The organism is Faecalispora anaeroviscerum, assembly GCF_947568225.1.
GTDB lineage: Bacteria > Bacillota > Clostridia > Oscillospirales > Acutalibacteraceae > Faecalispora > Faecalispora anaeroviscerum.
Map to the genome: position 1 here is coordinate 341334 of NZ_CANOOQ010000001.1, position 24612 is coordinate 365945.

21 protein-coding genes, 4 tRNA genes and 1 rRNA gene are annotated in these 24612 nt (G+C 48.7%); 22 read left to right on the top strand and 4 right to left on the bottom strand.

Annotated features, from left to right (window positions below):
* Nucleotides 1-145: 145 nt before the first annotated feature.
* The 4 genes from QOS46_RS01675 (at nt 146) to QOS46_RS01690 (ending at nt 649) form a co-directional block, all read left to right on the top strand.
* Nucleotides 146-221, top strand: a tRNA-Lys gene (locus tag QOS46_RS01675).
* A 66-nt stretch (nt 222-287) separates the two neighbouring features.
* Nucleotides 288-362: transfer RNA gene (locus tag QOS46_RS01680), tRNA-Glu, on the top strand.
* An 87-nt stretch (nt 363-449) separates the two neighbouring features.
* Nucleotides 450-566: ribosomal RNA gene (rrf, locus tag QOS46_RS01685) — 5S ribosomal RNA — on the top strand.
* Between the two features lie 7 nt (nt 567-573).
* Nucleotides 574-649, top strand: a tRNA-Asn gene (locus QOS46_RS01690).
* 82 nt (nt 650-731) lie between these two features.
* Here QOS46_RS01690 and QOS46_RS01695 read toward each other — a convergent pair.
* The gene (locus QOS46_RS01695) at nt 732-1031 is read right to left on the bottom strand and encodes a DUF3892 domain-containing protein (RefSeq protein ID WP_283606808.1); all 300 of its coding nucleotides are present in this window, start codon (nt 1029-1031) and stop codon (nt 732-734) included.
* A gap of 320 nt (nt 1032-1351) precedes the next feature.
* Between QOS46_RS01695 and QOS46_RS01700 the strand changes: the two genes are divergently transcribed.
* Nucleotides 1352-3088, top strand: coding sequence for an ABC transporter ATP-binding protein (locus QOS46_RS01700; protein WP_283606809.1), 1737 nt, complete (start codon nt 1352-1354; stop codon nt 3086-3088).
* A complete protein-coding gene (locus QOS46_RS01705) occupies nt 3085-4830 on the top strand; it encodes an ABC transporter ATP-binding protein (protein ID WP_283606810.1) in 1746 nt (581 codons plus the stop codon). Before QOS46_RS01700 ends, QOS46_RS01705 begins: the two co-directional genes overlap by 4 nt.
* Nucleotides 4831-4950: 120 nt before the next feature.
* Here QOS46_RS01705 and QOS46_RS01710 read toward each other — a convergent pair whose 3' ends face one another.
* On the bottom strand, nt 4951-5916 hold the full coding sequence (locus QOS46_RS01710) for an ROK family protein (RefSeq protein WP_283606811.1): 966 nt from the start codon (nt 5914-5916) through the stop codon (nt 4951-4953).
* A 219-nt stretch (nt 5917-6135) separates the two neighbouring features.
* Here QOS46_RS01710 and QOS46_RS01715 point away from each other — a divergent pair, with 219 nt between their 5' ends.
* Nucleotides 6136-6828, top strand: coding sequence for a sugar transferase (locus QOS46_RS01715; RefSeq protein ID WP_283606812.1), 693 nt, complete (start codon nt 6136-6138; stop codon nt 6826-6828).
* 87 nt (nt 6829-6915) lie between these two features.
* Nucleotides 6916-7002 (top strand) — tRNA-Leu (locus QOS46_RS01720).
* A gap of 81 nt (nt 7003-7083) precedes the next feature.
* Here QOS46_RS01720 and QOS46_RS01725 read toward each other — a convergent pair.
* The gene (locus tag QOS46_RS01725; RefSeq protein WP_283606813.1) at nt 7084-7224 is read right to left on the bottom strand and encodes a hypothetical protein; all 141 of its coding nucleotides are present in this window, start codon (nt 7222-7224) and stop codon (nt 7084-7086) included.
* A 536-nt stretch (nt 7225-7760) separates the two neighbouring features.
* Between QOS46_RS01725 and QOS46_RS01730 the strand changes: the two genes are divergently transcribed.
* The 6 genes from QOS46_RS01730 to QOS46_RS01755 all read left to right on the top strand — a co-directional run bounded on the left by QOS46_RS01730 (nt 7761) and on the right by QOS46_RS01755 (nt 13912).
* Nucleotides 7761-8030, top strand: a complete 270-nt coding sequence (locus QOS46_RS01730) for a RusA family crossover junction endodeoxyribonuclease (RefSeq protein ID WP_283606814.1) — start codon at nt 7761-7763, stop codon at nt 8028-8030.
* A 181-nt stretch (nt 8031-8211) separates the two neighbouring features.
* Nucleotides 8212-8784: a DUF6143 family protein gene (locus QOS46_RS01735; protein ID WP_283606815.1), complete on the top strand. Its 573-nt coding sequence runs from the start codon at nt 8212-8214 to the stop codon at nt 8782-8784.
* Nucleotides 8785-9070: 286 nt separating this feature from the next.
* Complete coding sequence (locus QOS46_RS01740; protein ID WP_283606816.1) at nt 9071-10354, top strand: GGDEF domain-containing protein; 1284 nt, start codon at nt 9071-9073, stop codon at nt 10352-10354.
* Between the two features lie 337 nt (nt 10355-10691).
* On the top strand, nt 10692-12044 hold the full coding sequence (locus QOS46_RS01745) for an ABC transporter substrate-binding protein (RefSeq protein ID WP_283606817.1): 1353 nt from the start codon (nt 10692-10694) through the stop codon (nt 12042-12044).
* A gap of 114 nt (nt 12045-12158) precedes the next feature.
* Nucleotides 12159-13076: a carbohydrate ABC transporter permease gene (locus tag QOS46_RS01750; RefSeq protein ID WP_283606818.1), complete on the top strand. Its 918-nt coding sequence runs from the start codon at nt 12159-12161 to the stop codon at nt 13074-13076.
* Nucleotides 13073-13912 carry a carbohydrate ABC transporter permease gene (locus tag QOS46_RS01755; RefSeq protein WP_283606819.1) on the top strand — a complete coding sequence of 280 codons (840 nt, stop codon included), beginning with the start codon at nt 13073-13075 and terminating at the stop codon, nt 13910-13912. The genes QOS46_RS01750 and QOS46_RS01755 overlap by 4 nt, the downstream gene beginning before the upstream one ends.
* 176 nt (nt 13913-14088) lie before the next feature.
* On the opposite strand, the gene QOS46_RS01760 is transcribed toward QOS46_RS01755, so the two are convergent.
* Complete coding sequence (locus QOS46_RS01760) at nt 14089-15183, bottom strand: LacI family DNA-binding transcriptional regulator (protein WP_283606820.1); 1095 nt, start codon at nt 15181-15183, stop codon at nt 14089-14091.
* Between the two features lie 341 nt (nt 15184-15524).
* Here QOS46_RS01760 and QOS46_RS01765 point away from each other — a divergent pair, with 341 nt between their 5' ends.
* The 8 genes from QOS46_RS01765 to QOS46_RS01800 all read left to right on the top strand — a co-directional run bounded on the left by QOS46_RS01765 (nt 15525) and on the right by QOS46_RS01800 (nt 24513).
* The gene (locus QOS46_RS01765) at nt 15525-16643 is read left to right on the top strand and encodes an enolase C-terminal domain-like protein (RefSeq protein ID WP_283606821.1); all 1119 of its coding nucleotides are present in this window, start codon (nt 15525-15527) and stop codon (nt 16641-16643) included.
* A 98-nt stretch (nt 16644-16741) separates the two neighbouring features.
* Complete coding sequence (locus QOS46_RS01770) at nt 16742-17512, top strand: SDR family NAD(P)-dependent oxidoreductase (RefSeq protein WP_283606822.1); 771 nt, start codon at nt 16742-16744, stop codon at nt 17510-17512.
* A gap of 26 nt (nt 17513-17538) precedes the next feature.
* Complete coding sequence (locus QOS46_RS01775; RefSeq protein ID WP_283606823.1) at nt 17539-18204, top strand: RraA family protein; 666 nt, start codon at nt 17539-17541, stop codon at nt 18202-18204.
* 14 nt (nt 18205-18218) lie between these two features.
* Nucleotides 18219-18551: a UxaA family hydrolase gene (locus QOS46_RS01780; protein WP_283606824.1), complete on the top strand. Its 333-nt coding sequence runs from the start codon at nt 18219-18221 to the stop codon at nt 18549-18551.
* Nucleotides 18552-18566: 15 nt separating this feature from the next.
* Entirely contained in the window at nt 18567-19784 is a 1218-nt protein-coding gene (locus tag QOS46_RS01785) for a UxaA family hydrolase (protein ID WP_283606825.1), read from the top strand.
* Nucleotides 19785-20078: 294 nt separating this feature from the next.
* Nucleotides 20079-21413 (top strand): ABC transporter substrate-binding protein, encoded by a 1335-nt coding sequence (locus QOS46_RS01790; RefSeq protein ID WP_283606826.1) that lies wholly within the window; start codon nt 20079-20081, stop codon nt 21411-21413.
* A gap of 36 nt (nt 21414-21449) precedes the next feature.
* The gene (locus tag QOS46_RS01795) at nt 21450-23243 is read left to right on the top strand and encodes a sensor histidine kinase (RefSeq protein ID WP_283606827.1); all 1794 of its coding nucleotides are present in this window, start codon (nt 21450-21452) and stop codon (nt 23241-23243) included.
* Nucleotides 23236-24513 (top strand): response regulator, encoded by a 1278-nt coding sequence (locus QOS46_RS01800; protein ID WP_283606828.1) that lies wholly within the window; start codon nt 23236-23238, stop codon nt 24511-24513. The genes QOS46_RS01795 and QOS46_RS01800 overlap by 8 nt, the downstream gene beginning before the upstream one ends.
* The last annotated feature ends 99 nt before the right edge of the window (nt 24514-24612 follow it).

Genomic DNA, 24612 nt, shown 5'->3' on the forward strand with positions numbered 1-24612 from the left:
TTAACGCCTTGCTCAATCGCTTTCTTCTGTTTCTTCTTTATTCAGTTTTCAGTGCCCGAAATGAGGGTACCAAAGATCGGCGAAGGGCTGCGAGCGCATCTGTTGCTGGAAACAGCGGCGAGAAGTTCAAGTTTTCGCTTGGCAAGCACCATTAGCTCAGTTGGTAGAGCACCTGACTCTTAATCAGGGTGTCCCGGGTTCGAATCCCTGATGGTGCACCACGAAGAATGAAGTCAGGCAGGGGTTCGAGGATCTCTGACCTCTGCACCTGGCTAAGGCTGAGATGTGGCCCGTTGGTCAAGCGGTTAAGACACCGGCCTCTCACGCCGGTAACGGGGGTTCGATTCCCCCACGGGTCACCAAAACAATCTTTGAAGTAGTCGTAAGAAACAGGAAACTGTTTTTACAAATATCCGACAGGAAGGCGAAAACCTCCTCTGCGGAACATAGTTGGTGTCGATGACGGTGAGGGTCCACCCGTTCCCATTCCGAACACGGAAGTTAAGCTCATCAGTGCCGAAGATACTTGGCTGGTAACGGCCCGGGACAATAGGATGACGCCAACATTGATATTCCTCAATAGCTCAGCCGGTAGAGCATGCGGCTGTTAACCGCAGGGTCGTTGGTTCGAGTCCAACTTGGGGAGCCAAAGAAAACCACCAGTAATACTGGTGGTTTTCTTGTTGTATCTCATTTTTGAGGCAGAATCTAAATGAAAGAAAAGAATGAGATTACTGTGAAATAGACGGAAGATTCCCTAGGTTATTGCTTTCCTGACCATCGGGCAAAGAGCGAAGATATTCACTGCCATTTCTCACGGCAACAGCAACTCCGCGGATTTCTCCTGCCTTAGCTAATTCTACGCCTTGCTGCTTAGAGATCAGCTGACCGTTTGAAAGCTGATAACCCTCAATACGACCGCTGTGCTTCACCAGCTGCGTAATAGACTGCGCATCGGGTTTCGGCGTAGGCGTAACGGCATTAATATTCATTGGTAAATTTCCGATAAACTGGTTTCCTTGGTTATCCATACGATCACTCCTTGCAATATAGTTTGTCGGAATTCCTTTCAAATATTACGCCACAAATGCTGTAAAGAATAAGATTGTTTTTATTTTAAATGAGGCTTTTGCTGCAGATACTCAAAAAATCATAGAGGACGATTTTTCTGTTTTAAAACAGAGCAATAATCAATGAATGTGCTGTTCATGAGTATTACGGTTCAATTTTTTGTGAAAGAGATGTCATCCTTTTAGAATCATGTTATAATAACCCTATTCGGCAAAAACAATATCAAATTTAAAGTATATTCTAAAGCGATTTATTTCGTTTGAGAAAGGCCTGATCTATTTTGCGGGAATTGACTAAATACTTAAAAAAATATCGAAAACAGGTCATTCTTGGCCCAATTTTTAAATTAATTGAAGCCATATTTGAACTGATTATTCCGATCGTAACAGCACAAATCATTGATGAAGGGGTTCACCGAGGTGACATCAGCTATATTTGGAAAATGGGTGGAGTAATGCTGCTGCTCGGTGTTGTCGGTTTATGCTCAACCTTAGTGTGCCAGAAAATGGCAGCAATGGCTTCTCAGGGCTTTGGAACTGTACTGCGCAGCGAATTGTTTCAGCATATCAACACGCTTTCCTATGCAGAGATTGACCGTTTCGGTACGCCTTCGTTGATTACCAGATTGACAAATGATGTTAATCAGCTTCAACTGGCGGTTGCAATGCTGATTCGCTTGGTAGTGCGCGCACCGTTTTTGGCGATAGGCGCTGTCGTTATGGCGATGACAATTGATGTTCCACTGGCATTGATTTTCGTGGTAGCGACACCACTCATCGGGCTGGCTCTCTATCTTGTAATGAGCCGATCCATCCCCTTTTTTAAGACCATTCAAAAAAAGCTGGATGTCATTTCTCGTTTATCGCGTGAAAGTTTGTCGGGCGTTAGGGTAATTCGTGCATTTTCCCGTCAAGATCAGGAGACGAAGCGCTTTACAAATGCAGCAGAGGAGCAGGCGGCCACAGCAATTCGGGTCGGAAAACTTTCCGCTCTGCTGAATCCGGTTACATTTGCTATTGTGAATTTTTCAATTCTGGCGATTGTATTGTTTGGCGGATACCGGGTGGATACTGGCGTCGTTTCACAGGGGCAGATTGTTGCTCTGATTAATTATATGAACCAAACTTTTCTTGCTCTTGTAGTAGTTGCAAACCTTGTGGTGATTTTTACGAAGGCATCCGCGTCGGCCTCTAGAGTCAATGAGGTTCTGAATACCGAGACCACTGTGAAGGAAAACCAGTCCTTCGCAGAGCTGCAGCAGCTCCCAGATGCACCGAAAGTGGAATTTCGCGATGTCAGCTTTTCCTATCATTTGCCCGGGGAATATGCTTTGCAGGATTGCAATCTTGCAATCCCAGCAGGGGAGACGGTGGGAATTATCGGCGGTACCGGTTCGGGAAAATCGACTCTGGTGAATCTGATTCCGCGTTTCTACGATGTCACCAAGGGACAAGTATTGCTTGACGGTGTGGATGTGCGGGAATATCCGTTTGCTGTTCTGCGTAGCCGGGTAGGAACTGTTCTGCAGCAATCCGAGCTGTTCACGGGGACCATCCGCAGCAATCTGCAATGGGGGAATGGGGTGGCCTCAGATGAGGAATTGTGGCAAGCCCTGAAAACCGCGCAGGCAGAGGATTTTGTTCGTGCCCTGCCGAAAGGGCTATCTTCTCCAGTTAGTCAGGGTGGTAAAAACTATTCCGGTGGCCAGCGCCAGCGATTGGCAATTGCCCGAACTCTGGCGGCAAATCCGCAGGTGCTGATTCTGGATGACAGCTCCAGCGCGCTGGATTTTGCAACCGATGCCGCGCTACGGCATGCACTCAAGAATGATACCGCCGGGATGACGGTTCTGATTGTATCTCAACGGGTCAGTTCCATTCGCCACGCAGACCGCATCCTTGTGCTGGACGACGGGGCTGTGGCCGGTATCGGCTCACATGAAGAGCTGATGCAAAGCTGCCCCGTTTATCAGGAAATTTGCTTGTCGCAGATGAATCGCGAGGAGGTGGCAAAATGAATCGTTCCATACTCAGACGAATTGCAGGCTATATGAAGCCGTATTTTGCCTTTCTCATGGGCGCGCTGATCTGCGCCATTATTTATATCTCGCTTTCTCTGTACACACCCATTTTGATCGGTCATGCAGTTGACCAAATTGTCGCTCCGGGTCAGGTGAATTACGAAAATATGCGCCGCATTTTGCTGCTGCTTGCGGCAACAGTGCTTGTCAGCGCACTGTTTCAGTGGATCATGACGTATTGCACCAATCAGGCGGCCTACCGTACAGTTCGTGACTTGCGTGTGAAGGCTTATGAAAAGGTCAACCGCCTGCCGCTTCGGACTATTGACAGTCACGCGCACGGGGATCTTGTCAGCCGCGTTGTGAATGATGTCGATCAGGTGTCCGACGGCCTTTTGCAAGGAATTACCCAGTTGTTTACCGGTGTGGTTACAATTGTGGGTACATTGTTGTTTATGCTGACGATCAGCCCGGTCATTACGCTTGTGGTAGTTTGCGTAACACCGCTTTCCTTGTTTGTGGCTGCTTTTATTGCCAAGACATCGCGCAAACGTTTTTTTGATCAGCAGGCGTGCCAGGGTGAGCTGAGCGGATTGGTTGAGGAAATGATCGGCGGGATCAAAACGGTGCGCGCGTTCCACTATGAAAATCGTGCGGAGAGCACGTTTGACGAAATTAATTCCAGATTGTACGAGGCAGGGGAGAAAGCCCAGTTCAATTCTTCGCTTTCGAATCCCTCTACCCGGTTTGTCAACAGCATTGTGTATACCTCTGTTGCGGTGATCGGTGCAATCTGTGCCATTACCGGCGTTCCGGCCCAGCTAAGCGTTGGGCAGATCACCAGCTTTTTGGCTTATGCCAATCAATATACGAAGCCGTTTAATGAAGTGACCGCTGTGCTGACGCAGATTCAGACCGCGTTTGCCTCGGCCCGCCGCCTGTTTGAGGTACTCGATGAAGAAGAGGAGCCGGCGGAGCCGGTTGATGCACAAGAGGTACACGACGGCGGCCATCAGGTAGAGTTTCGCGATGTTGCCTTTTCGTACCGGCCTGAGACAAAGCTGTTACAAAATATTGACCTGACTGCCCGCCTTGGGCAAAGGATTGCTATTGTAGGGCCAACCGGCTGTGGTAAAACAACGATTATCAACCTGCTGATGCGTTTTTATGATGTCGACAGCGGCAGCATCTGCGTGGACGGAACGGATGTGCGGCAGATTACGCGCGGTAGCCTGCGTTCTTTGTTCGGAATGGTTCTACAGGATACCTGGTTGTTTTCCGGCACTATCCGGGAGAATATTGCCTATGGCAAGCCGAATGCCACCACAGAAGAAGTGAGCGCAGCCGCAAAGGCAGCGCTGGCACATTCTTTCATTACCCGCCTGCCGAATGGCTATGATACCGTGATTTCGGAGGATGGGGGAAATCTTTCCCAAGGGCAGCGGCAGCTGCTCTGTATTGCCCGGGTGATGCTGGTTGACCCACCCATGCTGATTTTGGATGAAGCGACCAGCAGTATCGATACCCGAACCGAGCTCTTGGTGCAGAAGGCGTTCCAGCGCATGATGGAAGGCCGTACCAGCTTTGTAGTAGCGCACCGCCTTTCCACGATTCAGGGCGCGAATCTGATTCTTGTGATGCGGGCCGGTCAGATTGTTGAGCAGGGAACGCATCGTCAGCTGTTGGAGAAAAACGGATTTTATGCGGAGCTTTATAACAGTCAGTTTGCCGCTAGTTAGCCTTTCGCTGTCAGGCGGCAAGCAACCCCGTCACTCTGTTTTTTCGGCAGCTTGCGTGTCCTTTAATAAAAGGGCGATACCGTATCTGCGGTATCGCCCTTTTATCTCTGTTTTTAATGATTATAATGGAAAGCCGCAAAGCTCAGCACCGGATAGCGCGGCCCCGATAATTCCGGCATCGTTGCCCAGTTGGGCGGTGACCAGCTTTGTTTTCAGCTCAGAATTAGTTACAAACTGTTCCCGGTTCACGATCTCTCTTACCGGCGCGAGTAAGGATTCTCCCTCGTGGCTGATGCCGCCGCCGATGCAGATCACATCCGGCTGTAGGCTGTTGATGATGTTAACCAGGCCGCAACTGAGGTCTTCAATATAGACTTCCACAATTTTTTGTCCTAGAGCATCACCCTGCCGCATGGCATCAAAGGCGCTTCTGCCGGAAATCTGGTTTAAATTTCCGTTAAGCATTTCCCACAGCAGGCTTTCGTGGGCCGTGTCCTGCTCCAACAGCTCACGGGTTGTCAGAATCAGCCCGGTGGCGGAGGCATACCGCTCCCAGCAGCCGCGTCTGCCGCAGTTGCAGGCCCGGCCGTTGCGCTCAATCACCATGTGGCCCATTTCTCCGGCGGCACCATTTTGTCCTGCGTAAATTTTTCCGTCCAGAATCAGTCCGCTGCCTACCCCTGTGCCAAGGGTAATGGCAACGGCATTCAGCGCGCCCCGCAGCGCTCCCGCCTTAAATTCTCCCCAAGCCGCGGCGTTAGCATCGTTGTCCACACCCACCGGCAGCTTCAGTCGACTTTCCAGCTCCTCCTTAATCGGGAAATGGCGCAGCGGAAGGTTCGGCGTCAGCTCAACCGTTCCGGTATTGCGGTTCACAGAGCCGGGGCAGCCGATTCCAACGGCATCCACCGCTGTTCCGGTCGCTGAAATGGTTTTCTGAGCGGCCTCGGCGATCCGGTCGCACAGCTCCTGCGGTGTGCAGGAAACACCAGTCGGCATAGACTGTTTTGAAAGAAGTCCGCCGTTTTTGTCAATGACTCCGGTCGCTATATTGGTACCGCCCAGATCGATGCCAAGAAAATACATGGGAATACCCCGTTTCTGCTGAATTACGGCGCAAGGCGCGTCCGTGCTTTCTATGTAAGAATATTATAGCATCACGCGGCGGTTTCGTAAATTGTTTCGTTGATTCTGTCGACAAAAAGAAAAAAATTTGACAAATGTTCTTTCTTTGGGTACAGTTTAAAAGGAGAAAATTCTGCCATAATGATAGGTAGAAGCTTCCAGGCAAAGTTATAAAGGAAAATGGTGAAAAACGTGCAGTATCAGGAGTTACCCCAGTGGATGCAGAAGGAAGAAATCAGACCATATATTGAGCTGTTAAACCGGCAGAAAGTCTCATCGTTTTTTAAGCGGGTGTTCGACATTGTCGTGTCGGCGTTGATCCTGCTGGTGCTTTCACCAATATTTCTGCTGCTGGCTGCCGCAATTAAGATTGATTCCAAAGGTCCGGTATTTTACCGGCAGGTGAGAGTCGGTCAGTACGGGCAGGATTTTCGTATTTTCAAGTTTCGTTCCATGGTGCAGGATGCAGACAAAAAAGGTCTGTCCTTAACAACGGAAGGAGATTCCCGTATCACCAGGGTAGGGAAGCTGATCCGCAAGTGCCGCTTGGATGAATTTTCGCAGGTGTTAAATGTTCTTCAGGGTACGATGAGCCTTGTCGGCCCCCGGCCCGAGGTGCGTAAATATGTGGATGCCTACGAGCCGGAATATTTGGCAACACTTTTGGTGCGCCCGGGTGTAACCGCAACGGCGAGCATCCGCTTTAAGGATGAAGATGAGCTGCTTAATTCCGGCGGCGACCCGGAAGAAATCTATATTCATCAGATCCTGCCCGAGAAGATGCGCTACAATCTCGAGTACCTCGACCACATTTCTGTCTGGCACGATTTCAAAATCATGATTCAGACCGTTTTGGCAGTGCTCAAGAGATAGTTTCCCGCAAAGGAGATGCCGCTGTAAGCCGCAAATTTGCGATTGATTTTGTCTGCCGTTTGTGCTATAATAAACTCCGTTCCACCCGCTGGTGTGGCGAAATCGGCAGACGCAAGGGACTTAAAATCCCTCGGTGGCAACACCGTACCGGTTCAAGTCCGGTCACCAGCACCACTCATAAACGTACAGATTTATGATTTGTTTGTAATTCTGAACGCAAAAATCCCCCGGCTGTGATAGCTGGGGGATTTCATTTTATCCTTGGCCGGGAGATGATGGTGCTTTTAAGTACTGTTCCATACTCTCCAGCTTTTCGTATATCAGCGCTTGGTTTTTAATGATGGTGTTCAGGTTTTGGTTGATAAGCTCCAGCTCTCGCTGTAATTTGTCGCCCATGGTGACTACCCCTTTTCTTTTAGGGTAGCACAAAACGTTTGGAAATATATGGATATGTGAAGAGATTTTACAGAAAATAAAAAATCCCCTCAACCGGAATTATCCAGCTGAGGGGATCGTCATATCTATGTGGTTGACAAAACCGATTTAATTTCGCAAAAACATTACACTGCTATTATTGGCTTATTCGGCATCCACAGTGTTTGCTTTAACCTCTGCCGCCTGCTCCGCGCCGGTGCTTGCTGTGCCCGCTGCATCCGTGCCAACGGTCCCGATCACGGAAGCGGCACCGGAATAATTATTGGTAATAGTCGCAGTTCCAGCGCTGGCCGAATCGACCCCTCACCCACGATGTAGGCACAACAGCGCCCAACGGCATAATCACGCCGCTGATTTGCTGCGTAGTGTCTGCGCCTGTGCCGAAGAGAGCCAGCAGGGTGTATATCTGTAGCCTATGAAGAGCTGGTGCGGCTTCGCTTCAAAGCTGTAGCACGCCGCTTTCCAGACGATGCGCGGCTGGGCGTACAGATTACCGCGTGCTGCCGGTACCTAAGAGCAAAAGCAGACCGATCCAGGCAGAGGTGATCTCCGGCAAGATTCGTCCCACCAAAAAGCCGGACTGCGACAACACTGTGAAAATTATTTGCGACGCTCTGAATGAGCTGGCTTACAAGGATGATTCACAGATTGTCACAACTCAAATTGCAAAGTATTACGCGAAAGTGCCGCGGACGTTTGTGAAGATTATGAAAGTGGCTTTAGCTTTTCGACAGGCTTCTAAAATGTTTTCAACGTTTGGTATGTAATCGCTATCGCTTAATATGAAAACAAATCCTTTCTTTTAAACATTGCCAAAATATAGAAATTACGCGCAACACCCTTTCGAGTGCTGAGTTCTAAAAATTATTATCATTCACTGCTACTACATATCCAACATAATATACAAGTAGTGCAATTATTAAAAATTCCTATCGAAAAGGTGAACTTATGCTGGATTTAAGAAGTGGTTGCGATTATCAATACAATTATAATAAATGTGTAAATATTCCAATTGAGCTATATGAGTCTCTTAAAGGGGAATACTTTATTGGCTATGCTGATAACTTAAGCCTAGGAAATGGTACCAGTGCATGGGCAAGATTATACAATCCACGCGGGTCTGGTGTAAATTTACATGTTAATGTATGGACTGTAACAGATATATCAGAATCACCCTTTCGCGCTCAATTCTGGTTTAATTCAACCGCTCCGGGCAAGTCTTCTGAATCCGATCTTGTAACCCCTTCAAATACAGCCATCCGGCCTATTCCAAGACCTAGGGTAAAGTTAGAGTTAGCATCAAATGTTATTGGTGAACCAACTGGAGGAGTAAAAGCATTTGTCAGAAGAGGCGAGCCGGGAACGACCTTGGTCGAAGTGGAGAATGGAAAATTAATATTCCCTCCCGGGGGTTCATTTCTGGTATTTTTATCTATAACGGAAAATCCCAATATTGCAGCATCAGGACGAATAGCATTTGGATGGTGGGAAGAAAAAATTGCTTGTCAACGCAACAATTAATACTTAGGGTGAATCACTCAAAATTGGGTGTTTCATCCTATTTTTTATACTGCTTCCACTATCTAATTATATTACCTGACTGGTACCATAAAAAGGACTTTGCACATCTTATAACAAAAAACGCACACCCCACTAGAGGTGTGCAAAAATCAGTGAAAAGGATTGCGGCCGGCAGCGGAACAGCAATATTCTTGCCACAGGAGCGAGCGCTATTTTGAGAGCAAAAGTTCAGAAAACCCAATAAAATGGAAAATTCTGCATCTCTTGATTCGCTTTGGAAAAATGATTGATTTATTTCATCAAGAGTGTTATCCTTAAAATAAGAATAAATTTCTTTATTAGTGGCAATTTTTGTTTTTTTAGTCATGGCGGTGTGTTGTCTGAAAACTTAGTTATCAATTGGTTTGAAGGGTGCGTACTGGTGAAGTTTCAAAAATCTCCTCCCAATATAGTAAAGTTACGCTTTGAAAAAGAGTTGGAATATCAGGTATGGGGCAATCGCATGCTGCATCTAACGTGGACTTTTGTAGCCATGGTGATAATCGTAGAGCTGGCGATTTTCGCACTCAAAAAATTGAGTGGCGGAGCAGCGAATACGGAAGAATATCTTCTGATTTATATCGTTGCTCCAACGCTCATCAATGTTTCAATTCTTGCGGTTACTCATATGGTATCTCGAAGGCTGTTGGCTAAGGGCAAATACAGTATACAGGCTTACCTATATCTTTTTTGTCTATCGTTGCTTTGCTTTATGCTTGCCTGGACACATAATGCCGTGCAGGTCATCTATATGATTTTTGCGTTCCCTGTATTGTTGGCGCTTTTTTATATTGACGACAACCTGCTGCGTGGCGCCTTTTGCCTGAATTTTGCTCTGTATATACTGTATATTGTACTTTTGTATCGTACATACGACTCTGTTTCTTATATTGACAGGCCGGATTTTAGGAATGTTCTTACCGCTGCGGCCATCATTCTTGCCTGCTATATGTCCGCAAAAATGAGCTTGCGCCGTCAAAATAGTTTGGTGAACAGCATTATGTGCGCACATGAGCGCACCAAGCTGGATTCGCTCACCGGGCTGTATAATCATGCGACCTTTTATGAAAGGCTGAGCATGCGGATTCAGGATCATCATCAGAATTATGAACCGTTTTCATTGATTATTATGGACATCGATGACTTTAAACAGGTGAACGACCAAAATGGACACGATGCCGGGGACGAAATTATTATGCTTCTGGTAGACTGTATGAAAGCCAATCTCCAGGGGGATGAAATTGCGTATCGATACGGGGGTGAGGAGTTTACCGTGATCACCAACAGAATTCCCGATCAGGATGTTGCGCTGGCCGAATCGATTCGGCAGAGCTTTGAGGAGGCCGCTCGGGCGACCGGCCATCAAACTCCAGCCACGGTCAGTATCGGGATTGCCCGTTACGATGCAAAGCGGTTTGGAGCCCGGCGTGAATTTTTTTCCGCAGCCGATGAAGCGCTGTATGCCGCGAAGCGCAGCGGCAAAAACCATACTCTTGTGTGGAATGAAGATATCTCTATAATCAATCTATAATAATCCTCGGCGCCTATGGCAGGACGCCAAAAATACAAGTTTTTTTCCGTAAGCCGCATGAATGTTAGAATTCATGCGGCTTTTCTTTTTTCATTAAGATCCATACCATTAAATTTGAAAGATATCAAACAAAATAGCTAAAAATATTCTATATTATTTTTGGTTTATTATTATATAATAAAAGCATGAAATAATTTGCATATAAATTCCATACATAGAATTGTGATTTTAGTTGACTTGGCTGTCCGAAAACCAACTATTACTCAGCAATAGCTCGCAGGTTTTATCTGGGAAAGCCTGCAAGTTATGATATGTTTTTTGAGGAAGGAGATTTGTTATGAAAAAAGGGTTCAAAAAAGGTTTGGCTTTAACACTGGCCTCGGCGCTGATGCTTTCTACAACGGCATGCGCGGGTAATTCCGGATCAAGCGGTAGCTCTGCTGCACAGGGAGGTTCCACATCTTCGGGAGCGGCTAGCGATGAGCTGACCGGCGAGCTTCGCGTTACAACGCAGGCATGGATGATGGGTAAGTACGATTTCGAGGGGATTAAGGCTGACTTTGAGAAAAAGCACCCCGGCGTAACCGTTACTTACAACAAGGTCGATAATGCCGACGTTACGACCAACATGCTGCAATGGTCTCAGGGCAAAACAAATTGCGATATTGCGATCGGCGGCAGCCGTGAACACGCAGTTCAGTATGCCGCAAAGGATTACATCGTCGATTTCGGTGACGATTTCTTTACCGGCGATCTCGCGAAGGATAAATTCTTCCCTGCGTTCCTTGAGCTGGGTAATGTGGAAGGCAAGCAGTACATGATCCCGATCACCGGCGAGGTGATGTTCATCGTTGCCAACAAAGACCTGATGAAGAAAGCCGGCCTTGCCGATGCAAACGGCAAAATTACTCCCGTCAAGAGCTGGGATGAGCTTTACGAGTATGCGAAAAAAGCGACTGTTGTGAAGGACGGCAAAACCGTTCAGACCGGTCTTTCCATCGACTGGGGCAGCAACTTTATGACGTACTCTTATCTCTCCGCTCTGCAGGGAATCAAGGGCAACTTCTATGAGTCCGACGGCAAAACCATTGATTTTACCAGTGCCGAATCCAAGGGCCTGCTGACCAGCTGGAACAAGCTGGTAAAGGACGGCTACACTCCAATCGATACTTTCGCGGACATGGATGCCGGACGTACCAATTTTAAGGCCGGTAAGGTTGCCATGCTGATGACCGCGGCTTCCCGTTGGATTGAGTGCCAGAAAAACGTGGGAAAAGACAACACAACCGTTATGCCGATTCCCGGCACCGATACGCACGGCTCTCTGGTTTACATCCACGGCGCGGTGATTCCGAAGGCTTCTCCGAAGATCGAGCTTGCGAAACTCTTCATTAAAGAAGAGCTGCTCAAGACAGAATTCCACGTTCAGGCGCTGAACACCTACGGCAAAATGTCTCCGCTGCTCGCACACTACCAGGGTCTTGAAAATGCAGACTGGCCTACCGTTGTTGAGGCGACCAAATCCGCAGTTACAACACCTTTGTACAAAGATTTCTCCAAGTTGGATACCGGCGTTCAGGTTGAACTGCAAAAATGCATCAAGGGAGACCAGAGTGTAGAGGATACACAGAGCAACCTCAAGAAGCTGATTGGCACGTTAGATTTGACAACCGGCCTCAGTAAGAAGTAAGAAATCGTTTCGTTCAGGACGTTCGTACAGGGGAGGCACCCCTGTACGCGTTCCCTGAGCGAGGGAGTGGCTGATCGTGTTTAGGCTTCTGATGAAATCGGCGGAGGAATGAAAATGAAAAACAAGCTTTCACTCAGCCTCAAAAAACAAGTTCCAGGCTATGCATTTATGCTTCCGGGTTTTCTTTTTGTGGCATTGTACATGGGGTATCCGTTATTTCGGTCTCTCTATTTAAGTTTTACTCAGTATAATTTCAGCTTTGATCCAAAGCCGATCTTTATTGGCTTTAACAACTACGTTAAAATGTTTTCCGATTCTTATTTTATGGATGCACTCTGGAATACATTTATATTCACGATTGCGTTTTTGCCGGGTGTTATGATCATCTCTCTGATTCTGGCGATGATGCTGGATAAAGGGATTAAGGGATCGGGCTTCTTCCGAACCTGCATCTTTCTGCCGGTGGTCGTGCCGCTGTCCCTGACAGGTATCATTTTTCAGTGGATTTTGAATGAGCAGTACGGTTTGCTGAACTGGTTCCTGGTAGATGTGCTGCACCAGAACGCCTGGGCTCAGAACTGGCTGGGTGACGGTCATTGGGCCATGGTCAGTATTATCGTGGTCAGCTTGTGGAAAAACATCGGTATGCTGGTCATCCTCTTTATGGCAGGGCTTCAGGCAATCTCAAACGATATTATGGAGGCTGCCCGTGTAGACGGCGCCAACGCGTACCAGCGCATCGTACATATTACGCTTCCAAATTTGAAAGAAAGCTATGTGATCTGTGGTATTTGGGCAATCATTCAGGCGGTTAAGGTCTTTGAGCAGCCCTTCATCATGACGCAGGGCGGCCCCGGAACCTCTACTCTGGTGCTGTATCAGTATACATGGATCAATGCATTTAAATATTTTGAAATGGGGTATGCCTCTTCCATCGCATATTTCATGGGAGTTGTAATTCTATTGCTCTCTGTGATTAACATGTTCCTCAACAGAGGGGACGACGCAAAGATAAAGAAGGTGAAGGTATGAAAGAAAAAAATCTGGCGGTCAGTTTCATCCTTTTTGTTTTTTTGCTGTTAACTGCCTTTGTTTTTATTATTCCATTCCTGTGGACGTTTCTCACCTCACTGAAAACCAACGACGAAATCTATGCGGCCACGTTAACGATTCTCCCCAGCAAGATTACCTTTGAGCATTATGTTAAGGTGGTCACGCAAATGGGCGATTTCCTAAAGTATTTCAGAAACTCGGTGGTCGTTTCCCTGTGGAGCGTGCTGGCCACGGTTATTTTCAGCGCGTCGATGGGGTACGCGTTCTCAAAAATGGACTTCAAGTTTAAAAATATTTACTTGGGATTTGTCCTGTTTATTCTGACGCTTCCCTATGTCATTTATCTGATTCCGATTTATATTATGGAGTCCAAAATGGACTTGATCGATACCGCATGGGGCCTGATTCTGCCGTATATCGCGACCAATCTTCCCATGTCTGTGTTTATCATGCGCGGCCAGTTCAACAATGTTCCAAATACGTTGGGTGAGGCTGCAACGATCGATGGGTGCAACAACTGGCAGGTTTTTTCCAAAATTATGCTCCCGGTTGTCAAGCCCGGTATTGCCACTGTTATCATCTTCACCTTTATTAATGTATGGGGTGAATTTACTTACGGCAGAACCCTTACCGCAACTGCACGGGCGCAGACGCTGCCGGTCGGTATTACCTTCCTGCGTGACGAGGCGGCCTCTTGGCAGTACGGCACGCTGACGGCAACCATCATATTGTCCCTGATTCCGTTGCTGATTATCTTCCTGAGCATGCAGAAGTACTTTATCAGCGGGATTATGGAAGGCGCTCTCAAGGGATGATGTCTTCAGATTTTGCCAAATTAGCTTGTTTTCAGCGGTGTTTTGGAACAACGTTTCAGATGGGAACGACTTGGATCTCTGACAACAGAAAAACGGTGATTGACGGAACACATCCGCAGTCACCGTTTTCGGTTTTAAAATCGCCGCAAAAATGGAGCGGTTATCAAGTTTAATAGTCAGGCGTTTTCATAGGCATTGTCCGCGGTAATGTCGCCTTCATAAAAGGCGAGGTTGCTTTTTACCACAATGATCGGCTCGATAAAGATGCTGTCGTTTGCCGGGAACTCGTTTTTTGCCAGAAAGTCAAACAGAGCCTTGCAGCCGAGGTAGCCAAGCTGAAACGGCTTTTTGTAGATGATTGCCTGCAGCACGTTCTGCAAAAGCATCTCTCGGCTTTCCTGAAAGAGATCGCTCCCAATCACCTTCACCGTTCCCGCCCGGCCCGCATCTAAAACCGCTTTGCAGACGGGCAGTGTATTGGTAGCTGTGCAGGAGTAGATCGCGCTGATCTCCGGGTCGACTTTCAGCAGCCCCAAAAGCTCACGGTATAAATGTTCCGTATCGCTGCGGTTGTAGATTTTGATGACTTCCATCCGGTTGTCTGTATTTTTGAAATACTGCTCAAAGCCGGTAACGTTCATGTAATGGGTCGAAACCATCATGTCTCCCGAAACCACCAGGGCCTTGCCTTGGTTCCCGGTAAAGCCGGAGATCAGCTCGGCGGCCAGACTGCCGGCCATCAAATCCTGTGCGCGCACGCAGCAAAGGCGTTTGGCCTGCGGCAGATCCGACACAATGAAAACAGAGGGAATGTTTTTTTTTGCAAATTGATCGATAAAATAAGTAAACGCTGGGCTATCTACCGCGAGTGTGACCAGACCGGAGATTTCATCAGAATGGTTCTCGTATACTTCCTCCAGGCGCTTCGGTAGGTTAGAGAGCGGCCCGGAAAAACCAAAATCGAGAATTTCAATATTGAACTCGGCTGCTTCGGCCTGTAAGGCGCGCATTCCCTTCCAGATGTCCCGGTAATAATAGCGGTTCGTGCCGGAGTTCGGCAGAGGCATCACAAAAGCGATTTTCAGCAGCTTGCGTTTCAGGGAAGAAGCAACATAGTTGGTTTTATAGCCCATGCTGTCGGCTATGGTAACAATCTCTTTCCTTACTCTTTCACTGATGCCGGGTTTATTGTAAAGCGCTTTGTGTACAGTGGAAAGAGAAACCTCTGCCTCCGCCGCAATATCCTTTAAGGTTGCTTTTTTGTCTTTCATACCGATTCCTTTCGCAGAATTGAATTTTAAAATATTACAGATTATAAAAATGGATTTGTTTTTTCTTCGCCTTCGGTAAGGGAAAAACCATCCTGTTCAAGTAAGATTGCTTATCCTTAAATATAACATGAATACAAAAAGAAAGAAAGAAAATTGTCTGTATTTAAAGAAACGTTTTTCTAATATCATTTCGATTGATCCTGATTTCTAAAAATTATAATTGTATATTATAGAAATCAGATTTCAATATTGTTGACTTCGATTAGTTATAATGCTAAAATAGGGGCGAGAATAGAGAAAACGTTTTTTCTTTACAGCCCAAAGAGAAAGGCGGAGCAAAAATGAAAATCGTTAAGTTTGAATCGTGGTGGGTGAAACGGGATCAATGCCTGTTTGACGAAAAGAGAAGGGGCGGCGGGAAAATGCCCTGGGACGTTGTTGTAATTAAGCTCACGACCGATACCGGGATTGAAGGAATCGCCACCGCTATGGCGGCTCGTTCCGGGCAGGTGACGGAGTCGTACCTTTGTGATACGGTTGCTCCAATGGTTATGGGCCGTTCCCCGTATGAAAGAGAGAAAATCTTCTATGATTTCTGGAATCTGGACCGTCACGAGGCGTTTTTCCCGGTCTTTCTTCCGGGCTCTGTTGATGTAGCTCTTTGGGACATCTGCGCTAAGGCGGCTGGTCTTCCTCTGTACCAATACATAGGCGCCTACCGTGAAAGTCTGCCGGTTTACGCGAGCAGTCTCTTTTATGATACGGTTGATGCCTATGTGGATGAAGCTCTGTATTATCGTGACAAGGGCATTCCGTTTTATAAGGCGCATCCACCCGGCCCCTATGAGTTTGATATGGAAATCCACCAGAAGCTCCGTGAGGCCGTAGGCCCCGATATGGGCCTGATGAGCGATCCTGTCGGCGAATACAGTTTGGATGAAGCGATCACAGTAGGCCGCCAGCTGGAGAAGCTGAATTACCTGTGGTTTGAAGAGCCGTTCCGTGATTTTGAGCTTTACAAATATAAAGTCCTCTGCGAAAAGCTGGATATTCCGATTGCCGCAACGGAAACCACGCGTGGCGCTCACTGGGGCGTGGCGCAGGTGATCAGCCAGCGCGCGGCAGATATTGTGCGTGCCGACGTTTCCTGGAAATGCGGCATTACCGGCACCTTGAAGATCGCCCACTTGGCAGACAGCTTCGGCTTGCGCTGTGAAGTTCATACCACAACCATGACCTATATGGACATCGTCAATCTGCATGTTTCCTGCGCGATTCGCAACTGCCGCTTCTTTGAGTATTTTGTGCCGGAAGAGAGCTTCCAGTTCCCGATGAAGGGCAAGCTCCCGATCGACGAGCACGGCATCATCACTGTGCCCAAAACACCGGGCATCGGCGCGGAGCTGGACTGGGAGCTGATCGAAAAGAACTGCGTGTCTTATAAAGTACTGACCTTGTAAAAAACAGTATCTGCTTCTCCTCTGCCGAAGGCGGGGGAGAAGACAGCTGTTTTTCCGGGTATTTTTGTTTTAACCAAAATGGGGAAAGGGAGATAAAAATGAGCGAAGAATTTAAGAATATGTTTTCTCTCAAGGGGGAACGTGCCGTTATTACCGGCGGAGCGACCGGCCTTGGGTTTGCAATGGCCAAGTGTATGGTAGCCGCGGGGGCGGAAGTTGTTCTTCTGGCCAGAGATACCGAAAAACTTCAAAAAGCCTGCGAAGAGCTGGGCAGCAGCGCAAGCTATTATGCCTATGATGTAACCGATACCGACCGCGCGCAGGAAATGGCAGACCGCATCGTCAAGGAACACGGTGAAGTGACCATCCTGTGCAACAATGCGGGCAATCACTGCAAAAAGCCCATTGAAGAAATGTCTGTGAAGGATTTTACCGATGTGCTCAATGTTCACGTGGTTGGTTCCTATGCGTTTACCCGCGCGTTCGTTCCGCATATGAGAAAAAACCAAAAGGGTAGCATCGTCTTTACGGCGTCCATGACCTCCTTTATCGGAATGCCCTATGTTATGGGCTATGCCGCCGCGAAATCCGCCTTCCTTGGGATGGTTCGGTCGCTGGCCGCCGAGGTTTCCGCAGATGGCATCCGTGTCAACGCAGTCGCACCCGGCTGGATCGACACGCCCATGTTCCACAAGGCGGTTGACAACGATCCGCCCCGCCAGCAGAAGATTCTCGGCAGAACGCCGATGAACCGGTTCGGTGACCCGGAGGATATCGGCTGGGCGGTTGTGTACCTTTGCTCTCCCGCCGCAAAATTTGTCAACGGCGTTGCGCTCCCGGTGGACGGCGGCGCTCTGATCGGTTTCTAACAAAGAACAGTTGGGAGGATTTCATCATGGCACAATGGAATAATGATAAAGAACTGTTTGCGCTCGTCAAGGAGCGCTTGTATACCCCTGTTGTGGGAGATATTCTGGACGGCCTCGGCTGCTACCATCAGTTTCTTCCGCAGAATGTTCGTCCCCTGCGCGACGACATGAAGCTGGTGGGCCGGGCAATGCCGGTTCTGATGATCGATGTGTACGGTCCGCAGAAAAAGCCGTTCGGCCTTTTGACAGAAGCCCTCGACCAGCTGGAGGAGGGCGAGATTTATCTTGCCACCGGCGGCACAAAGCGCTGTGCTTATTGGGGCGAGCTGCTTACAGCCACCGCCAGAACCAGAAAGGCGGCAGGCGCTGTCGTGAACGGCTGGCATCGCGACACCCCGCAGGTGCTTGAACAGAACTGGCCGGTGTTCAGCTGTGGCTGCTACGCGCAGGATTCCTCCGTAAGAACGCAGGTGGTGGATTTCCGCTGTCCGATCGAATTCGGCGACGTATGGGTTAACCCCGGTGACATCGTGTTCGGCGACATCGACGGCGTGCTGATCATTCCAAAGAAATACGAAACGGAAGTATTCGAAAAAGCACTGGAAAAAGCGGCGGGGGAAAAGCTGGTCAGAAAAGCGATTGAGGGCGGCATGACCGCGACCGCGGCCTTTGCCAAATTCGGCATCTTGTAAAGGGGGCCGAGGGTATGACCGAGCAGGCCGTTTTCCAGATCGAGAAAGCAGATAATGTGGCCACTGCACTTGAGGCTCTTGTTCCGGGCAATGCTGCCGCCCACGGCGACCCGTCCCAGCAGAGCGTTGTCGTTGCCGAGGAGATACCGGCCGGGCACAAGCTTGCGCTTCGCAATATTGCACCGGGCGAGAACATCGTAAAATACGGTGTAGTGATCGGGTGTGCCACTAAGGAGATCAAAACGGGGCAGTGGGTACACCTGCACAATATGAAGAGTCTGTATGACGCAAGATCGTCGAGCCTGGACGTTGTAACCGGTGCGCCGACGGATACGCACTATGATTAACGTGGAGAAGCAGAGATGAAAGAGTTTCAGAATGTATGTTGGCAAGGCTATCTTCGCCAGGACGGCAGGAAGGGCATTCGCAATAAGCTGCTGGTCGTTTACACAGTGGAATGCTCGTCGCATGTTGCGAAAGAGATCGCCCGCCGAATCGACAACAGCGATGTGGATGTCGTCGGCTTTGACGGCTGCTGCGACAACGAATACGCAGTGCGGCTGTTGCTGGCACTGATCCGCCACCCGAACGTGGGGGGCGTGCTGGCCGTCGGCCTTGGCTGCGAGTATGTGCAGCCGAAGTACCTGGCAGAAAAAGCACAGGAAGCCGGGAAGCCGGCGCAGTGGTTTTTTGTGCAGGAGCATGGCGGCACTGAGCCCTCTATCGAATATGGTTTGCAGCAGGCGCGACTTTTGCTCGAAGAGCTGAAACAAACGCCTGTTGCTCCAATGGGCTTTTCCGACCTGATTGTCGGCGCGGAATGCGGCGGTTCCGATTATACCTCCGGCTTGGCTGGAAATGTGGTGGTCGGGCGCTTTTACGATAAGCTGGTTGATCTGGGCGGTACCGCTATTTTCGAAGAAATTGTGGAAGCGGTAGGGCTGAAAGATCTTCTGGTGCAGCGTGCCGCAGACGACTGCGCTCGGGAGCAGCTGGCCTTTACCTATGATAAGGCACTGGAATACTGTAAATCGGTGCGTCAATATTCCGTTTCTCCCGGGAATTTCGCCGGTGGACTTTCCTCCATTGAAGAGAAGAGCATGGGTGCCGTGATTAAAAGCGGCAGCCGTCCTATCAGCGGCGTAATCAAGGTCTCCCAGTCTCCGCCGAGGAATGGCCTTTGGCTGCTCGACAGCACGCCAGACCCGTACTGGATGGGGTTTGGTTACACGAACCCCAACGATAACGAGGGACTTATGGATTTGATTTCATGCGGCTGTCAGCTGGTGTTTCTGGTGACCGGCCGCGGGAACATCGTCGGCAGTGCGGTGGCTCCGGTTTATAAAATCACTGGGAACAGCACCACGTTCCACCGCATGAGCGGAGACATGGATTTTAACGCCGGGCCAGCGCTGAGTGGCGAAGCTACTTTGGAGCAGCTGTGTGAAACTTTGTGCGACGAGGTAATTCGAATCTGTTCCGGTGAGCCGACCAACGCCGAGCGCCTCGGCCATAAGGAGTATTTCGTTCCGTATAAGTACCAGGAAAAAGAGGTTGCAATCAAAAAGAAATGTGAATAGCATTTCCCGGACCGCCGAAGCGTCGCGCAACAGTAAAATTATTTCATTATTTTGCTGACTGCGCCGGCCGCACCCTGCAAATATCAGTCACATACTAAAAGTCTGTGACTCCCTTTGCAGCACTTGCCGCCTGAGACTTTCGGCGGTTTGTTATTTTGTTTGCAACCTGAGAAATGCGAATGGCATTTCCTCGATCATTGCAGACCTAAGTGAAAATTTTATATTTATTTGACAAATCATATTAAAGTTTTTATAATTAAGTTGTGCAAAGTTTTGAGTCAGGGGGATGTCGGTGTGAGAAAAACGGCAGATAAAGCGGCATGCTTGCTCCTTTCGACGGTTTTGTTCCTGCTCGCGGGCTGCGCCGGACCGGCCGCTGCTCCACTGAATGAGAGTACGGCGAGCGGCCCTCCTGAAACGACCGTAAAGTTCTGGACATACTGTACTACACCGGAGCGCGATCAGGATTTTATTCGCTTTCAGCAGATCCTGAAGGAGAAGCATCCCGAAATCACCTTGGATTACCTGGGAATTCCGGGGGATATCCCGACCTTTATGCAAAAGCTCGATGTTGCGGTTGCGTCAGATACCGCGCCGGATTTTACAGACTTTTATGATTCCAAATACATAAAGAGCGGTTTTTACGAACCGCTCGACGCTTTTTATGACCGATGGAGTGAGAAGGCTTCGCTGAATGCCGACGCTGTTCTTCAGGCGCGGGAATACGACCCGAAGCAGCACCTGCTGTATACGCTTCCGTTTTCAATGCAGCCGTGGGGTATGTGGGTGCGCACCGATCTGCTGCAGTCGGTGGGGCTGGGGGTTCCGCAGACTTGGGATGAATTTTTTACTGCGGTGCAGAAGCTGACAAACCGGGAAAACGATCAATACGGCATTGCACTGCGCGGTGGCCCAGGCAGCAGCAATACGCTCGAAGCTCTGATGTACGCTTACTCGGGGATGACCGACTATTTCGACAAAAACGGCAAATGCACCATCAACTCCCCCAAGCATGTGGAATTTGTGGAGCGGTATCTAGGTCTTTATAACCGGTATTCGGCACAGGACGATCTGGTGAAGGGCTGGACGCAGCTGACGGCTTCCTTCCAGGCGGGAAAAGCGGGTATCATCTTTCACAATTTCGGCTCGGGCACGTCGATTACCTCCGCTTTTTATGGCGATCAGTCCCGGTATCAGGCGGCACAGTTTCCCCGGGCGGTTGACGGAGATCAAATGCGGTTTGTATCGATGCGGTCTGTCAGTATGAATTCCAAATCCGATGTAAAAGAGGCAGCTTTTCAGGCAATGACGGTCTATTGCAGTGAAGCGGTGCAGGTACCGCGCTGCAAAACACAGGGTGAGGTTCCGGTATGTGTGGGAGCGGCGTCAAGTTCGGATGATCTCAACCACTCCTACCTGAAACTGGCGGAGCAGATTGTTTCGGGGAAAGACGGTTCCTCGCAAATTCAGGTTCCGGTTTATTTGCCGCAGTACACCGAGATTCAGTCTGAGGTCGAGCCAATGATTCAAAAGGTAATGACAGGCGGCATGTCGCCCAAGGACATGCTGAATCAGTGGGCAAAGCTACTGGAAAACGCGAAAAAAAAGTTCGACAGCTCGCAGGGATAATGGTATTCTACGATTTTCGTTAAGGGGCGCAAGGTCTTGAAAAAAGTATTTCAAAAGCCGATTAAAAAGCAGATCATGCTCCTTTTTCTTCCGGTGGTAATGGCCGCTGTGCTGATCATCGGATTATTCGCGTATTTCTTTGAAACTAACAATATTAAAAAGAATGCGTCCTTTCTCACGCAGAGCATGGTAAGCCAGATTTCGATTTTGCTAAATGATAAAATGATGACCGTACTGACGCAGATGATCAATCTTTCGGGCAGTCCGGCAGTCAGTACCCTTTTGCTCAGCGAAAGCTCTGCGGAGGAGGATTTTAACAGCCTGATGACCTGTTACAACAGTATGGAAGAGATTTACCGCAATTACGATCAGATGATCGATTCGCTGTATTTCTGCAATAACCGCGGGGTAGAGGTAAAGTATTTTGTCAGCGATGTGCCGAAGCATATTGGCCTTTCACTGAATCAGTGGATGAAAAAACACAATGATTCTTCGCAAGGTGTGTATTGGCTGAACGATCACCGGGATGATGTGTTTCAGACAACGACGCCGCATAAGGTGATCTCGGTCTTCCGAATCATCGGTTCCGCGCAGTCCGCTTCCAGCGGGATTATGTTGTTCAATTTAAACAGCAGCTATTTTTCGGGCATTCTCGACAACGTCCATGTATCTGAAAACGGATACATGATGCTCATCAGCAAGGACGGTACACTGCAGTCCGCTTCCATGCAGAACCAGTACTGCCTGACGCTTTCGGCTGTGGAAAAGCTAAAAGATCATTTCGACTCCAGCGGCAGCATGGTGCTGCGAAGCGTAACGAATCAGCGGATGATCGTTACATATCAGAATGTGGAGGCAAACGGCTGGATTGTGGCGGCGGTGATGCCGGAGAGTGACCTGTTAAGCAGCGCGGGGGAATTCAAATACATCTTGCTGGTGCTTGTTCTGGCTCTCATTCTGATTGTAATCTGGCTTTCGAACGTGCTGGCCAAGAGCATTTCAAAGCCAATCGAATATCTTTCTGATCAGGTAATTAAATTTGATAACGGAGATATGAACGTCAGCTTTCAGGTGGACGCCGGCAACGAGATCGGCGTTTTAGCGCATGGTCTTTCCTATTTAAAAATTGCCGTTACAGAGCTTTTGGCGCAGGTGCGCCGCGAGCAGGAGCAGAAAACAAAAATGCAGCTTCTGGCCCTGCAGGAGCAGATCAAGCCCCATTTTCTGTATAACACGATCGGTTCCATCCGCCAGCTGGTCAATATGAGAAACAACCGGATGGCGAGCGATATGTGCGTGGAGCTGGCGCGTTTTTACCGGCTGGGCATCAGCGGCGGCAAAGACATCGTTACCCTCAAAGAAGAGCTGGAACATGTGGCGAGCTATCTGGAAATTCAGAAAATGCGCTACGGCGACGACTTTGAATATGAAATCGACGTAAAGGAAGAGCTTCAGTCCATCCAGATCCTCAAGCTGAGTCTTCAGCCCCTCGTAGAAAACGCCATTTACCACGGGATCAAAACGAAGGACGGCATTGGTATGATTCTGGTCAGCGGAGAAAAGCAGGAGGGCAGGGTTGTTCTGACAGTTTACGATGATGGTGTGGGAATGGACAGCCGTCAGCTTGAAGATCTGCGCAGCACATTAAAGCTGCCGCCTGAGGTAAATCATACCAAATATTTTGGACTTCGGAATGTTAACACCCGGCTGAAGCTTTACTTTAGTCAGCAGTCAGGAATAGAAATTGAAAGTGTTCAGGGCGTTTATACACAGGTGAGCTTAGTGATTCCGCTTACCGATTCGGGGGAGGAGAAAACATTTCGTGCATAAGCTTTTGATTGTTGACGACGACCAGATCATCCGGGCCGGGATGAAGCAGAATATCAATTGGGAAGAAAACGGCATTGAGGTTATCGGAACCGCCAGCAATGGGAAAGAGTGCCTTGAGATGATCCCCAGCTGCCTGCCCGACATTATCCTGACCGATATTAAAATGCCGTTTATGGACGGAGTGGAGCTGATGGAGGCGGTATACCGGCTGTATCCCCATATCAAGGTGGTTCTGCTGACTGCGTACGGCGATTTTAAATACGCGCAGATGGCGCTGAATTATAAGGTTTGCCAGTACGTGATGAAATACGAGCATAATTCCGAGGTGCTGGGAGCCGTATTAAAGGCCGCCAGGGAATCCGATGCCCAGAAGGATAATGTGGAGATTATCAAACGCAGCAAGAAGCTTTTGGAAAATAAATTTTTTTATGATCTGGTGGTCAATTTTCAAGATGAAAATGAGCTGAACGAACGCGCAGATCGTTTGAACATTCATTTTGTAGGCCCGGCTTTCTGCGTGGTGTGCATCGACATTGGCAAAAGAAGCGAACGCGAGGCAGAAATTCTGCTGTGGCAGAAAAAACAACTTTGCGATAAAATCGGAGAGCTGCTGCAAAGTCGGCTCAGCCTCCCGAATGGATACGTGTATTATTTTGTGGGCGATATTTACCTGAATCTGGTTGTAAACTTTGCGGAGCGGCTGTCTGAACGGGAGCAGGAGGAATTCTTCGTTCAGCTTGAGCAGGCGTTTTATCTGGTGAAGGAAACCCAGAGCGTAACGCTGTCTGCCGGGGCGGGCTCGCTGTACAATGGATATCACAATATTTTGAAATCCTATACGGAAGCGACGCAGGCCTTAGAAATGAAAAGCATGATGGAGTCCTGCCTGCAGGAAGGGAAGAATCTCATTCGGTTTGAGGAACTGAAAAACAGCAGTGTTTCTCATGCCGCCGTTCTCAGGCAGGTGCTGGCGTTTGTGGACTCCAATTATCATCAGGAGGATCTTTCTCTCAACCGGATCGCCGAAGAGGTTCATCTGACGCCCAGCTACATCAGCACTCTATTTAAAAAATACCAGGGGGTCAATCTCAGCGATTATTTGATGGATCTCCGTGTGAAGAAGGCGATGAGCCTACTGGCGGAAACGGAATTTAAAACGTATGAAATTTCTGAAAAGGTTGGCTACGGCAACCCACAGTATTTCAGTGTGGTTTTTAAACGAATTACCGGCTACGCCCCGGGAGAGTACCGTAAAATCAGCCGTGCCTAAGGGGATAGGGAGCAGTGATAACCCTATAAAAGAAGATCTGTTCATTGAATGCAGACAACAAAAAAGAGGTAATTTGGTTTTTGCTATGTAGTGCGATAC